The 12908-nt window shown below is 41.3% G+C and carries 12 protein-coding genes; 6 read left to right on the top strand and 6 right to left on the bottom strand.

The window, feature by feature from the left end; genetic code table 11:
- Window positions 1-9: 9 nt before the first annotated feature.
- From prmC to hemA, 3 genes are read right to left on the bottom strand one after another with little or no spacing between them, the layout of a single operon-like run.
- The gene (gene prmC / locus ACHB7C_RS02460) at window positions 10-843 is read right to left on the bottom strand and encodes a peptide chain release factor N(5)-glutamine methyltransferase (RefSeq protein ID WP_042843936.1); all 834 of its coding nucleotides are present in this window, start codon (window positions 841-843) and stop codon (window positions 10-12) included.
- Window positions 843-1925 (bottom strand): peptide chain release factor 1, encoded by a 1083-nt coding sequence (gene prfA, locus ACHB7C_RS02455; protein WP_042843937.1) that lies wholly within the window; start codon window positions 1923-1925, stop codon window positions 843-845. Before prfA ends, prmC begins: the two co-directional genes overlap by 1 nt.
- A 31-nt stretch (window positions 1926-1956) precedes the next feature.
- Window positions 1957-3219, bottom strand: coding sequence for a glutamyl-tRNA reductase (gene hemA / locus ACHB7C_RS02450; protein ID WP_042843938.1), 1263 nt, complete (start codon window positions 3217-3219; stop codon window positions 1957-1959).
- A 628-nt stretch (window positions 3220-3847) separates the two neighbouring features.
- Between hemA and lolB the strand changes: the two genes are divergently transcribed.
- Genes lolB through prs form a run of 3 tightly spaced genes read left to right on the top strand, consistent with a single transcriptional unit; the run spans window position 3848 to window position 6353 of the window.
- Window positions 3848-4477 carry a lipoprotein insertase outer membrane protein LolB gene (gene lolB / locus ACHB7C_RS02445; RefSeq protein WP_210831770.1) on the top strand — a complete coding sequence of 210 codons (630 nt, stop codon included), beginning with the start codon at window positions 3848-3850 and terminating at the stop codon, window positions 4475-4477.
- Complete coding sequence (gene ispE / locus ACHB7C_RS02440) at window positions 4474-5349, top strand: 4-(cytidine 5'-diphospho)-2-C-methyl-D-erythritol kinase (RefSeq protein WP_272693436.1); 876 nt, start codon at window positions 4474-4476, stop codon at window positions 5347-5349. The genes lolB and ispE overlap by 4 nt, the downstream gene beginning before the upstream one ends.
- Before the next feature lie 56 nt (window positions 5350-5405).
- Window positions 5406-6353, top strand: coding sequence for a ribose-phosphate diphosphokinase (gene prs / locus ACHB7C_RS02435; protein ID WP_042843941.1), 948 nt, complete (start codon window positions 5406-5408; stop codon window positions 6351-6353).
- Window positions 6354-6627: 274 nt separating this feature from the next.
- On the opposite strand, the gene ychH is transcribed toward prs, so the two are convergent.
- Window positions 6628-6900, bottom strand: coding sequence for a stress-induced protein YchH (gene ychH / locus ACHB7C_RS02430; protein WP_034783625.1), 273 nt, complete (start codon window positions 6898-6900; stop codon window positions 6628-6630).
- A gap of 300 nt (window positions 6901-7200) precedes the next feature.
- Between ychH and pth the strand changes: the two genes are divergently transcribed.
- Together pth and ychF are read left to right on the top strand one after the other, a co-directional pair.
- A complete protein-coding gene (pth, locus tag ACHB7C_RS02425) occupies window positions 7201-7791 on the top strand; it encodes an aminoacyl-tRNA hydrolase (protein ID WP_042843942.1) in 591 nt (196 codons plus the stop codon).
- A gap of 102 nt (window positions 7792-7893) precedes the next feature.
- Entirely contained in the window at window positions 7894-8985 is a 1092-nt protein-coding gene (gene ychF, locus ACHB7C_RS02420) for a redox-regulated ATPase YchF (RefSeq protein ID WP_042843943.1), read from the top strand.
- 192 nt (window positions 8986-9177) lie between these two features.
- Here the strand turns inward: ychF and ACHB7C_RS02415 are convergent, their stop codons facing one another.
- A complete protein-coding gene (locus ACHB7C_RS02415) occupies window positions 9178-10071 on the bottom strand; it encodes a LysR family transcriptional regulator (RefSeq protein WP_042843944.1) in 894 nt (297 codons plus the stop codon).
- Window positions 10072-10195: 124 nt separating this feature from the next.
- Between ACHB7C_RS02415 and ACHB7C_RS02410 the strand changes: the two genes are divergently transcribed.
- The gene (locus ACHB7C_RS02410; RefSeq protein WP_166684888.1) at window positions 10196-11845 is read left to right on the top strand and encodes an alpha-keto acid decarboxylase family protein; all 1650 of its coding nucleotides are present in this window, start codon (window positions 10196-10198) and stop codon (window positions 11843-11845) included.
- 65 nt (window positions 11846-11910) lie between these two features.
- On the opposite strand, the gene ACHB7C_RS02405 is transcribed toward ACHB7C_RS02410, so the two are convergent.
- Entirely contained in the window at window positions 11911-12888 is a 978-nt protein-coding gene (locus ACHB7C_RS02405; RefSeq protein ID WP_166684887.1) for a Gfo/Idh/MocA family protein, read from the bottom strand.
- Between the last annotated feature and the right edge of the window lie 20 nt (window positions 12889-12908).

Here is a 12908-nt window from a genome sequence, read left to right as displayed (position 1 = left end):
TGTGCCCACTTAACCATTCCATTGACCAAGTGAAATTCTTTCTCGTCCACCATAATCAAGACATGTCTCAATTTTGGTGTACCCATGTTCTTTAAATAAACCACGCACCGCGGGACCTTGTGTCCAACCGTGTTCAAGTAGTAACCACCCTTGATTCTTAATATATTTTTTAGACTCTTGAATAATATGTGCTAAATCGGCTAACCCTTCATTTTCAGCGACTAAAGCCGTTAAAGGTTCAAAACGCACATCCCCTTCACTTAGGTGATTATCATTTTCGTCAATGTAAGGCGGATTACTAATAATCATATCAAATTGTTGAAGAGATAGTGAAGCGAACCAATCACTTTGTATAAATTGCACATTTGAAATATTTAATCGCTGTTGATTTCGTTGAGCAAGTTTAACCGCATCAGGGTTAAAATCTACACCGATAACCTTGCTTTTAGGCATCTCAGATGCCAAAGCTAGTGCAATTGCCCCAGTTCCAGTACCTAAATCCAATAATTGGCTAGATTGTTCTGTTAAACGAGATAAAGCCTGCTCGACGATACATTCTGTATCAGGCCTAGGGATTAATGTGGCGGGAGAAACATACAACGGAAGTGACCAGAACTCACGTTCGCCAACGATATAGGCAATCGGCTCACCTTTTTCTCTTCGTTGCAAAAGTGATTCTGCATGTTGAAACTCTTCTGCTTTTAATGTTGTTTCACCAAAAGCAAATAGATAGGTACGACTACGGCCTGTCACATGTTCCAGCAAAATCTCTGCGTCACGCTTTGCACTGTCACTTGCAGACAGCCGGTTAGCTGCCTGCTTTAGCCATTCTGTGTACTGCATTATTCCTGCTCAGACAACGCTGAAAGTTGGTCTGCTTGGTATTCGTTAATAATTGGTTGGATTAACGAATCTAATTTCCCTTCCATTACTTCATCTAAACGATACAAAGTTAGGTTGATGCGGTGATCTGTCACACGCCCTTGAGGGAAATTATATGTGCGAATGCGGTCAGAACGGTCACCTGTTCCTAATAGATTTCGGCGCTCAGAAGCCTCTGCTGCATGGCGTTTATCCATTTCAGCTTGGCGAATACGAGCACCTAGCACAGACATTGCTTTCGCTTTATTTTTATGCTGAGAACGCTCATCTTGGCATTCAACCACGATCCCTGTTGGGATGTGCGTAATACGAATCGCTGAGTCAGTTGTGTTTACGTGCTGACCACCCGCTCCCGATGAACGGAATGTATCGATACGCAGGTCTGCTGGGCTGATTTCAGGCAATTCCGCTTCAGGGAGTTCTGGCAAAATAGCGACGGTACACGCTGATGTGTGAATACGGCCTTGTGATTCAGTTTCAGGGACACGCTGAACTCGGTGACCTCCTGATTCGAACTTCAAACGCCCGTATACGCTGTCCCCTGAAATTTTGGCAATGACTTCTTTAAAACCACCATGCTCACCATCACTGGTGCTCATTAATTCCACTCGCCAACGATTATTTTCTGCATAACGACTATACATACGGAATAAGTCACCTGCGAAAATAGCGGCTTCATCGCCCCCAGCTCCAGCACGGATTTCAACAAAACAGTTATATTCATCATCAGGATCTTTTGGAAGTAACAATAATTGTAACTGCTGTTCTAGCTCTTCATTGCGCGCTTTCGCTTCTTTTAGCTCTTCTTGAGCCATCTCTTTCATTTCAGGATCATCCAGCAGTAATTCTGCTGTTTCAATATCATCCTGTACTGTACGCCATGCGGTGAAGCATTTAGCCACATCAGATAATTGAGAATATTCTTTAGATAAAGCACGAAAACGGTCTTGATCGGCAATCACACCCGCATCGGCAAGGTGCGCTTCAATTTCTTCGTAGCGTTCTTGTAATGCTTCTAGTTTTGCGACAATAGAAGGCTTCATTCGTTATATCAGACCTATGATTAAAAAGTGGTTATTGATGGTCCAGCCCTAAGCTGTCCCTAAGTAGATTTAGACGCTCAATATCACCATTTCCTGCTGCTTGTTGCAAGGATTTGGTTGGGGCGTGAATAAGACGATTGGTTAATTGTTGCGATAATTGCGTGATCACTTGCTCAGGGTCTGCGCCTTGGCGAATTGCCATTAACGCTTTTTCAGCCATATTAGCCCGAATGACCTCAGCTTGTGCTCTATAATCGCGAATTGTAGACACTGCCGCTTGTGAGCGTAACCAATCCATAAAGTGACTACTTTCTTGCTCAACAATAAATTCAGCTTCAACGGCGGCTGCTTTTCTCTGAGCAAGGTTCTGTGCAATGATAGATTCAAGATCATCCACAGTATAGAGATACACATCCCTTAATTTTTCAACATCTTGTTCTATATCACGGGGAACTGCAATGTCAATCAACAACATTGGTTTACTGCGGCGCACTTTCATTGCGCGTTCAACCATCCCTTTACCGATAATAGGTAGTGGGCTTGCTGTAGAACTAATGACAATATCTGCTTCCGCTAAGCGGTTATCAATATCTGATAACGAAATCACCTGAGCATTCACTTCATTAGCTAATAGTTCTGCCCGTTCACGAGTTCGGTTCGCTATCATCATTTTTTGCACACCATGTTCACGTAAATGGCGAGCAACAAGCTCGATAGTTTCACCTGCGCCGACTAACAAAATATTTAAGTGCTTGAGTGATTCAAAAATTTGCCGAGCAAGTGTACAAGCTGCAAATGCGACTGAAACGGCATTCGCCCCAATTTCGGTTTCTGTACGTACACGCTTAGCAACCGAAAAAGATTTTTGAAAAAGACGCTCCAGCTCACTTGATAACGAATGGTTGCCTTGTGAAAGTGCAAACGCTTTTTTCACTTGCCCTAAGATTTGTGGTTCCCCTAGTACCAAGGAATCCAAACCACTTGCTACACGCATTAGGTGACTAACTGCTCTATCATCTTGATGCCAATACAGACTGGGTTGTAAATCTTTTGGGGTAATACCGTGAAAATCACACAACCATTTCACTAGCTGTTCTTGAGCCCGATCTTGCGATTCAAGGCTCAGGTATAGCTCTGTTCTATTACAGGTAGACAGCACAACGCCACCACTCACTTGGGGCTGCTTAAGTAGGTCCTCAAGTGCGTAGTCTATTTTTTCAGGACCAAACGTTACCCGCTCACGCAGGGCAACAGGTGCTGTTTTATGGTTGATGCCTAAGGCTAATAAGGTCATTGTGCTTTACGACTTACTCACATTGCTTACATTGCTAATTATTTTCAGTAGCGCCTATCAATTAAGTTAACCATTGGCAGTACTGTTATTTATATTTTTCTATTGTAAATGATCCGCGCCCCTCTTTCTACGGTTTGCAAAGCGCTAACCCTCAGAAAGATGACCAACACCAAAAAATAAACCAAAAAAATGGCTTTCAATGGCTGTTTTTACAGGTTAAAGCAGATATCGGTTTTATAATTTATTAATATATCGTTACCAATTATCAGCCACATCATTATTAACTACAATAAGATGCATAAAGAATGCAATTATTTCGCACAGAAAGCAAACGCTGGCTGTTTGCCGTTACTTTTCCTACATAGTAAATTAAATAATAGGAATCTGATTGATTGGTTAGCAATTTTAGCGCACTATTTTTCTTATTATTACACTATGTTATCTGCATGTAATGGGGAATGTTCTATTGATATTAGCTCGCTATCCTATTTATCATCTAGACCATTAAGTGACTCCGACAACACAAAACCGCTAAACTAGCTCAATGCCAGTAACTCAATGGATGCCGCTATCGGCACCGAATACAACTTTGAGATTTGATATGCAATTAACCCAAATGTTACCCTTTATTCGTCCCAATGTCCGTTTGCTACGCTTGCTCCCGCTGTCTTGCCTGCTCCTTACTGCTTGCGTGACAACGTCACAAAACACCACTAAAGGGACTAGCTCTGCTACAGATAGCCAGTGGAAAGCCCATCAACAAGAATTAAGCCAATTACGTGATTACCAAACACGCGGGTCATTCGCTTATAATGGTGGCGAAACCAAAACTTACGCTAAGTTTTTCTGGCAACAATATACCCCTGAAAAGTACCGTCTTTTACTCACTAACCCGTTGGGGAGTCGTGAACTTGAGCTAACTGTTGAACCTGATTTAGCACGTTTAACGACCAAAGACGGGCAAACACATATGAGCGATGTCCCTAACGAGTTAATTTATCAGTTGACTGGGATGGAAATCCCCATCGATGACTTAACAGCTTGGCTGACTGGCTCTCCAGGCCGTGCCACAGATTTTACCTTAGATGAAAACCACCTCTTAAAAAGTGTCACTTTTGAAAATAATGGTGAAAAATGGCAACTTAATTATATCTCTTATGACAGCAAAACATCCCCGATGCTGCCAAATTACCTTGAACTACGCCAAGGTGATAGGTTAATTAAATTGAAAATGGATAGCTGGACACTGAAAAAATGACATTAACATGGCCCTCTCCTGCAAAATTGAATCTTTTTTTATATATTACTGGCCAGCGCTCTGATGGCTACCATGAGTTGCAAACTTTATTTCAATTTGTGGATTACGGCGATGAAATCACCGTCACAACTCGTCAAGATGACCAGCTAAATTTATTGACAGAGATGGCGGGCGTCCCTGCCGATAAAAATTTAATTTTACGTGCGGCAAAACTGCTACAAACATACTGTCGACAAGTATTACAGTATTCTGGCCCGTTAGGCGCAGACCTTTCTATCCATAAAATATTACCAATGGGCGGTGGTATTGGTGGCGGCTCATCTAACGCTGCTACCACCTTAATTGCACTTAATGAGCACTGGGGGACTCAAGTTACTGATGAAACTCTGGCTGAACTTGGGGCAACATTGGGTGCAGATGTCCCTGTATTTGTTCGTGGTCATGCTGCTTTCGCTGAAGGAATAGGTGAAATTTTAACCAAAACTTCCCCCAAAGAGAAATGGTATTTAGTCGCCCACCCCGGAATTGAAATATCAACCCCGATGATCTTCACAGATCCGCAATTAAATCGAAATTCTCCAAAACGCTCCCTAGCCGCATTATTACTGGCTCCGTACGCTAATGACTGCGAACCAATCGCAAGAAAACGTTTTCGTGAGGTTGAACAGCTTGTTTCTTGGCTGTTAGAATATGCTCCGTCTCGCCTGACAGGAACAGGCGCATGTGTTTTTTCTGAATTTGAAACACAAGCGGATGCCCTACAGGTGTTAAATCAAGCCCCATCGTGGGTGCAAGGGTTCGTAGCTCAAGGAGTTAATGTTTCCCCTCTGCACAAATTCCGCGCTGGGATAACCCGTGTATTGCACCAATAAGCACTGTCGCTATTGGTCAACAATATCTCTCTGGACGCAAGCCTGAGGTTTTTCTCGTGCCCGATATGAAGCTTTTTGCTGGTAACGCTACACCGGAACTAGCACAACGTGTTGCTAACCGCCTTTACACTAATCTTGGAGACGCGGCTGTTGGTCGTTTTAGCGACGGCGAAGTCAGTGTTCAAATTAATGAAAATGTTCGCGGTGGTGATATTTTTATCATCCAGTCAACTTGTGCACCAACCAATGATAACCTGATGGAACTGGTTGTTATGGTCGATGCCCTACGCCGTGCTTCTGCTGGTCGTATTACCGCTGTTATCCCTTACTTCGGTTATGCAAGACAGGATCGTCGCGTACGTTCTGCCCGTGTACCAATCACCGCTAAAGTTGTTGCCGATTTTCTGTCAAGTGTAGGTGTAGACCGTGTTCTCACTGTCGATTTACACGCAGAGCAGATCCAGGGCTTCTTTGATGTTCCTGTTGATAACGTATTTGGTAGTCCTATTCTTCTGGAAGATATGCTACAGAAAGATTTGGAAAACCCAATCGTTGTATCCCCAGACATCGGCGGCGTGGTACGTGCTAGGGCTATCGCAAAACTCCTGAATGACACTGATATGGCAATTATTGACAAACGTCGTCCTCGTGCAAACGTTTCTCAAGTTATGCATATCATTGGTGATGTTTCAGGTCGTGACTGCATCTTAGTTGACGATATGATTGATACCGGTGGAACTCTGTGTAAAGCAGCTGAAGCACTGAAAGAACGTGGTGCAAAACGTGTGTTCGCATACGCTACTCACCCAATTTTCTCAGGTAATGCTGTAGACAACATCAAAAATTCAGTCATTGATGAAGTCATTGTTTGTGACACTATCCCTCTTTCACCTGAAATTAAAGCGCTGAGCAATGTTCGTACTTTAACACTTTCAGGTATGTTGGCTGAAGCAATTCGTCGTATTAGCAACGAAGAATCAATTTCAGCGATGTTTGAGCACTAATTCCCGTTAGCTGGTTTTTAGCGTTCTGACAACGATTAAATGTCACCACAAAAATACAAGCCCCTACAGAAATAACTGTAGGGGCTTTATGATTTTAGAAAGAAAATAAACTATAGATACCTATTTCTATGACGCCTTAAGCCATAAAAATAACCAACTTACTCAAAAAACAAAAAGTTTTTGTGACATTACACTTGCAAGAGTGAAACTCACCTGACTTCCACTCTCACCTAGCCGTTAATAACATCAACACGCCCTATAAACTAGTCACTATTTATGGATAACGGTGATTATCCCTACGTGAATGATAATGGCGTTTTAACAACCAATAACGGTCTGCAACTTTTTCTCGGCCACCGACTCTCGCACCCGTAAGCCAAACAATAGCACCGATGAAAATACCAAACAGGGAACCATTAGTAACAAGCTCAGAAAGATTGAGATTAACAATATGAGAGAATAAGTTGATGCCTATGCTCCCTATCATTAAAACCATCCCTATTCCCATAAGAACATTACCAAGAAGATGAGCGCTTTTCCGTTTCATATATACCTCCAGTACCAGTAAACTGATAAGTAAGCATGTGTAAAAAAATTCGGTAATACTTTATATTTATGTAATGATTATAGTGCATTAAGTAAAATTTTTTGCGATGAGCATCACAAGGAAGGAAGTTAGCTAGGATTTCTACACAAAAAATGCTCTTTATCAAAAAAATAGAAAATCCGAATAATTTATAGCGTAACTATACTTAGGGTAATTTTACCCATGACAATTTTGTACATCTCCCATTTCTCAAGGTAAACTAGCGTATTACTTCCATAAACTGACAGTGAAATAGTCGCCGTGAGCAAAATTAAATTAATTGTTGGACTTGCAAATCCAGGTGCGGAATATGCACAAACACGTCACAACGCAGGGGCATGGTATGTCGATTTACTGGCCGAGCGCCATAATCAACCGTTAAAAGAAGAAGCTAAGTTTTTCGGTTATACCGCACGTATAAACATGGCTGGCAATGATATTCGCTTATTAGTTCCAACCACATTTATGAATCTTAGCGGTAAATCCGTTGCGGCCATCGCTAATTTTTATCGTATTAACCTTGATGAAATTTTAGTCGCCCATGATGAACTCGACTTGCCACCCGGCGTAGCGAAAATGAAATTAGGCGGCAGTAATGGCGGCCATAACGGTTTAAAGGATATTCAAAGTAAATTTGCCAATAACCCTAACTTTTACCGTTTACGTATTGGTATTGGGCACCCCGGTGATAAAAACAAAGTTGTTGGCTTTGTGCTCGGTAAGCCCCCGCTTTCTGAACAAAAGCTCATTGATGACGCTATTGATGAAGCAACAAGATGCACTGATATTCTACTTACAGATGGAATGGATAAAGCAATAAATAGGCTCCATAGCTTTAAAGCCTCCGCATAAGAGTTCATTTCATCAAAATCAACTTTTTGTGTATAATCAGCGCCAATTTCTAAACATTAGGTGCAGCATACGTCTGCCCCTTGCTATTAAGGTGAGAAACATATGGGTTTTAAATGCGGTATCGTTGGTCTACCTAACGTGGGTAAATCCACCCTATTCAATGCATTGACCAAAGCCGGCATCGAAGCAGCCAACTTTCCTTTCTGTACAATTGAACCCAATACGGGTGTTGTACCAATGCCAGACCCACGTCTTGAGCAATTAGCTGAGATTGTAAAGCCACAACGTATTTTACCAACCACTATGGAATTTGTGGATATTGCGGGCTTAGTGAAAGGCGCATCCAAAGGTGAAGGCCTAGGTAACCAGTTTTTAACTAATATTCGTGAAACTGAAGCTATCGGTCATGTCGTCCGTTGTTTTGAAAATGACAATATTATTCACGTTGCAGGTCAAGTTAACCCAGCAGAAGATATTGAAGTCATTAATACAGAGCTAGCATTAGCCGATCTCGATACCTGCGAGCGTGCTATTCACCGTGTACAAAAACGGGCTAAAGGTGGCGATAAAGACGCAAAAGCAGAATTAGAAGCTTTAGAAAAATGCTTGCCACATCTTGAGCAAGCCGGCATGTTACGCACTTTAGACTTATCAGCGGAAGATAAAGCCGCAATCCGTTATTTAAGCTTTTTAACATTAAAACCAACCATGTACATTGCTAACGTCAATGAAGATGGCTTTGAGAATAACCCTTTCTTAGATGTCGTTTATAAAATTGCTGAAGCGGAAGGTTCTGTCGTTGTTCCAGTTTGTGCGGCGATTGAGTCTGATATTGCCGAACTGGAAGATGAAGAACGTGATGAGTTTATGGCAGATTTAGGCATCGAAGAACCCGGTCTTAACCGCGTTATTCGCGCAGGATATGAATTGTTAAACTTGCAAACTTATTTCACGGCGGGTGTCAAAGAAGTACGTGCATGGACTATTCCTGTCGGAGCAACAGCCCCACAAGCAGCAGGTAAAATTCATACTGACTTCGAAAAAGGCTTTATCCGCGCACAAACTATCGCTTTTGATGATTTTATTCAATATCGCGGCGAACAAGGTGCTAAAGAAGCAGGTAAAATGCGCGCTGAAGGTAAAGATTATATCGTTAAAGACGGCGATGTACTTAACTTCCTGTTTAATGTGTAAACTACCACTTAAGTTCTCACACTAATGCATTTTATTATCTAATAGTGTAAAGCGCATAAAACCTATGGGCTTTACACTTTTTATTTCACTTGAACATCAATATTTCTATAAAACCAAATGCCTCAATGCATTTAAACCCGCCCCTACTTGCTTCGTCCTGCATCGTATTTTTTAGTAATAAACACCAGGAATCTAGTGACTTTGGTCTTTAAGCATCTCTACCGCCAAATCATGCCATAGTTTTACACGGCGGTTTTGGTGACTGCTTTTTAATGTTGCTAAGGCTAAGTCATAAGACAGTACAGGCTCAATCACCGAAATGGCTGATAACCCTTTCGAATTGCTTTTATTCCACATGCTATCAGGAAGCAATGTCACCCCAACCCCAGCTTTAACCATTGCAGTAACCAAATCTAGGTGGTGACTACGTCCTGCAATTATTGGTTGCTTACCATAAATACCACATGCACTAATAACTAATTCATTAATTAAAAAATCATCTGAAAAGAAAATGAAAGGCTCATTCACTAATTCACTAAACTTGACCGTTTCTTTCTCAAACAATGCATGCTGTTCATTCACTAAGAGTACCAAGCGGTCAGTTGCAAAAATATGTAAATCATAGTCCTCATTGTCAAATGGCAGCATAACGGCAGCAGTTTCCACTTCTCCATTTAATAGTGCATCCATCATTTTACGTGTGCCTAACTCATGAATTTTCAACTCAATATCAGGGTAACTCTGGCTAAATTTCATGATTATGTCAGCAAAATATGTAGAAGCAATAACTGGGGGTAAACCCACATGTAAGATACCTGCTAATGGTCCTGACCTCTCTTTCAGTGATTTTTTCATATTGTTAAAAAGTTCAAGTAATTGCACCCCGTAACGGTACAGAATTTCGCCTTCATCAGTCAGCTTAACCCCATCAGGTGCCCTCACTAATAAAATATAACCAAGCTCCTGCTCCAACTTTTGAATACTTCGACTGATTGCCGGTTGTGTAATAAATAAGCTTTTCGCCGCTCGGCTGAACCCATTAAGTTGTACAACCTCTACAAAATATCGTATTGCGCGTACGTCCATTTCTTCACCTATTACTTTTAGTTATAGCTACGATGATTATATGTGATTTCCAAATAAGAGAATTATGCACTAGAAATAATATAAAGCAGAAGATTTGTCTAATATAATTACTAGGAGCAATATAATGAGTAAGACAGTCATTGAACATGTTCTGAGCCGCTTAAACGAAATTGGAATTTGTGACATTTTTGGTGTTGCTGGTGACTATGCCTTCCCAATTGAAGATGCAGTTTGTGAAAGTAAAAATATGCGTTGGATAGGCAATTGCAACGAATTAAACGCCTCATATGCAGCAGACGGCTATGCGCGGACAAAGGGTGCCGCCGCACTGTCTACAACCTTTGGTGTGGGCGAACTGAGCGCATTAAATGGTATTGCCGGTTCTTATGCTGAAAACCTTGCTATTTTCCACCTTGTAGGGATGCCAGCAAGCGGCGTGCAGAAAAAACATCGCTTAGTTCACCATTCTCTTGGTAATGGTGATTTTGATGTTTTTTATCAAATGAGCCAACATTTAAGCTGTGCTCATGCCATTTTAACACCTGAAAACTGCATAGCAGAAACCGAACGTTTAATCACGACAGCCTTACATGAGCGGCGCCCTGTTTACCTAGGTTTTCCCTCTGACTACGCAGTCATGCCTGTCATCGCAGATGAAAACACTGAAACAATCACTATACATAAAAGTAATGATGAGTCACTATCAGCTGCAGTAACCGCTATCATAGAAAAACTCAATTCAAGCTCACAAGCCTGCGTTATTCCCGGTATTTTAACGGCTCGACTCGGCTTAGCTGACGATGTTCAAACTATTATCAATAAAACAGGGCTTCCTTATGCAACCATGTTTATGGATAAAGCTATTTTAAGTGAGTCTAATCCGAGCTATATGGGGATTTATAATGGCCAATTAATGAACCATGCTGTCGCTGAATTTGTTGAAAATTGTGACTGTATTTTAGGTATAGGGGCTGTATTAACTGATTTTAATTCAGGGAGTTTTACCGCAACTGTTAAAGTGGAAAACTGGATTAATATTCTAGCAGACCATGTCAAAATAGGCTCTGCCGTTTATCCACAAGTTTATATGAAAGACGTGCTTAGCGAACTGAAAAGGCTAGCCCCATCATTAAACCATCGAGGCATCACAGCACAAGGGCTCGGAGAACCAATTCAAAATCAACAAGGGAAAATTACCGCCGCCTACCTCTATCCACGCCTAGAAAAAATGTTTAAAAAGGATGATATTATTATTACGGAAACAGGCACCGCTTCCATGGGCTTAGGTTTCGCTTTATTACCTGAAAATGCTCAGGTCTATAACCAGACTCTATGGGGTTCGATTGGCTGGGCGACCCCCGCTGCCTTTGGCGCGGCCATCGCTGCACCACAGCGACGCGTTATTCTAGTCACAGGGGAAGGTTCACACCAATTGACAGTACAAGAAATTAGTCAGTTTGCCCGTTTTGGTTTAAAACCCATTATTCTTGTACTCAATAATGATGGTTACCTAATTGAGCGCTTACTCTGTAAAAACCCTGAAGCTTATTACAATGATATAGCTCAATGGAATTATGCACAATTACCCGCAGCACTGGGGTGTACAAATTGGTATTGCCAGAGAGTCACTGATTGTAACGAGCTAGATGCCGCAATAAAAGCAGCAGAGTTATCAGATAATGCTGCTTATATAGAGATCGTTATGGATAGGTATGCCGCATCTGAACTCGCACAAAAACTCGGTGATTCTATTGCTTCATTATATTCGTTTTAAACCAGAGTGTTCGGTACCCTCGGTGTTTTCATACACCGAGGTATAAAAAGCAACCTAAAAGTAGGTTACTCAAATACTAAGCCTACATCATGTTTTGATTGACTCAGTATCTTCGAGACGGTTAATGCCAATTCTAGCAGTTCTTGGCTAGTCGTTAATTTATTGGAGGCAATCTGATCACGAAAGAACGCAAATTCGTAAACCATATGATTAATTGCCCTATCCCGAGAAACCGTTGTGATGTCCCCATCAATACACACCTCAACTGATTCACAAAGACTCGGTGCGCCAATAACACGAATATAGCCTTTCGTCCCTTGAATAATAAAATAACCTGGACTTGCTGAATCTTTAGCGCCAACACAAGTAGCTACCGCAGTAGAAAAATAGGCCGTTAATACACCTGAAGTATCAATCCCATTATACCCTTTGTTGCAAATATATTGGCTTTTCTCTGGAGCCCCCAATAATGCGGATAACAGATAAATATTATAAAGGTTGATATCATACAGTGCTCCACCTGCTTGTTTGGGGTCAAATGCAGCATGAATATGGCCTTGTAAATAATCATTATATCGGCTTGAATATTGTGAATAATTACCTTGAATTATTTTTATTTCGCCTATTTTATCAATATATTGCTTAATAAAATGAAATTCAGGTGTGTGTATTGATGTAATAGCTTCGAATAGATATAAACCTTTTTGACGTGATAAAGAAATTAACTCCTGCAACTGTTCCCAATCTGGCGTGAAAGGTTTCTCACAAATAACATGCTTATTTGCCATCAACGCATCATAGGTATATTTGTAATGCAGATGATTTGGAAGCCCAATATATACAACATCAATATCCGGCTGTTGTAAGAGTTTTTCGTAATCCGTATACAAGCTAGCTATATCAAATTGTTGACAGATTGACTCCCCCTTTTCAATACTTTCAGCCCTAACACATAATGCGGCCAATTCTACCCCTTGCACCTGCGTTAGCGCATCAAGAGCCATCATGATTATTTTACCTGAACCAATCAGCGCTATTTTCATCTACGTTACCTATATAAGAA

This window comes from Providencia sp. 2024EL-00732, from assembly GCF_044006275.1.
In the GTDB taxonomy this organism is placed as follows: Bacteria; Pseudomonadota; Gammaproteobacteria; order Enterobacterales; family Enterobacteriaceae; genus Providencia; species Providencia huashanensis.
This window is presented reverse-complemented; position numbering and strand designations above follow the sequence as displayed.

What these genes read in the sequence shown, in the direction of transcription:
- ychF (WP_042843943.1), top strand. Translation starts at nt 7,894, where the DNA reads ATGGGTTTTAAATGCGGTATCGTTGGTCTACCTAACGTGGGTAAATCC.
- ACHB7C_RS02415 (WP_042843944.1), bottom strand. Translation starts at nt 10,071, where the DNA reads ATGGACGTACGCGCAATACGATATTTTGTAGAGGTTGTACAACTTAAT.
- prfA (WP_042843937.1), bottom strand. Translation starts at nt 1,925, where the DNA reads ATGAAGCCTTCTATTGTCGCAAAACTAGAAGCATTACAAGAACGCTAC.
- ispE (WP_272693436.1), top strand. Translation starts at nt 4,474, where the DNA reads ATGACATTAACATGGCCCTCTCCTGCAAAATTGAATCTTTTTTTATAT.
- ACHB7C_RS02405 (WP_166684887.1), bottom strand. Translation starts at nt 12,888, where the DNA reads ATGAAAATAGCGCTGATTGGTTCAGGTAAAATAATCATGATGGCTCTT.
- prmC (WP_042843936.1), bottom strand. Translation starts at nt 843, where the DNA reads ATGCAGTACACAGAATGGCTAAAGCAGGCAGCTAACCGGCTGTCTGCA.
- ychH (WP_034783625.1), bottom strand. Translation starts at nt 6,900, where the DNA reads ATGAAACGGAAAAGCGCTCATCTTCTTGGTAATGTTCTTATGGGAATA.
- ACHB7C_RS02410 (WP_166684888.1), top strand. Translation starts at nt 10,196, where the DNA reads ATGAGTAAGACAGTCATTGAACATGTTCTGAGCCGCTTAAACGAAATT.
- hemA (WP_042843938.1), bottom strand. Translation starts at nt 3,219, where the DNA reads ATGACCTTATTAGCCTTAGGCATCAACCATAAAACAGCACCTGTTGCC.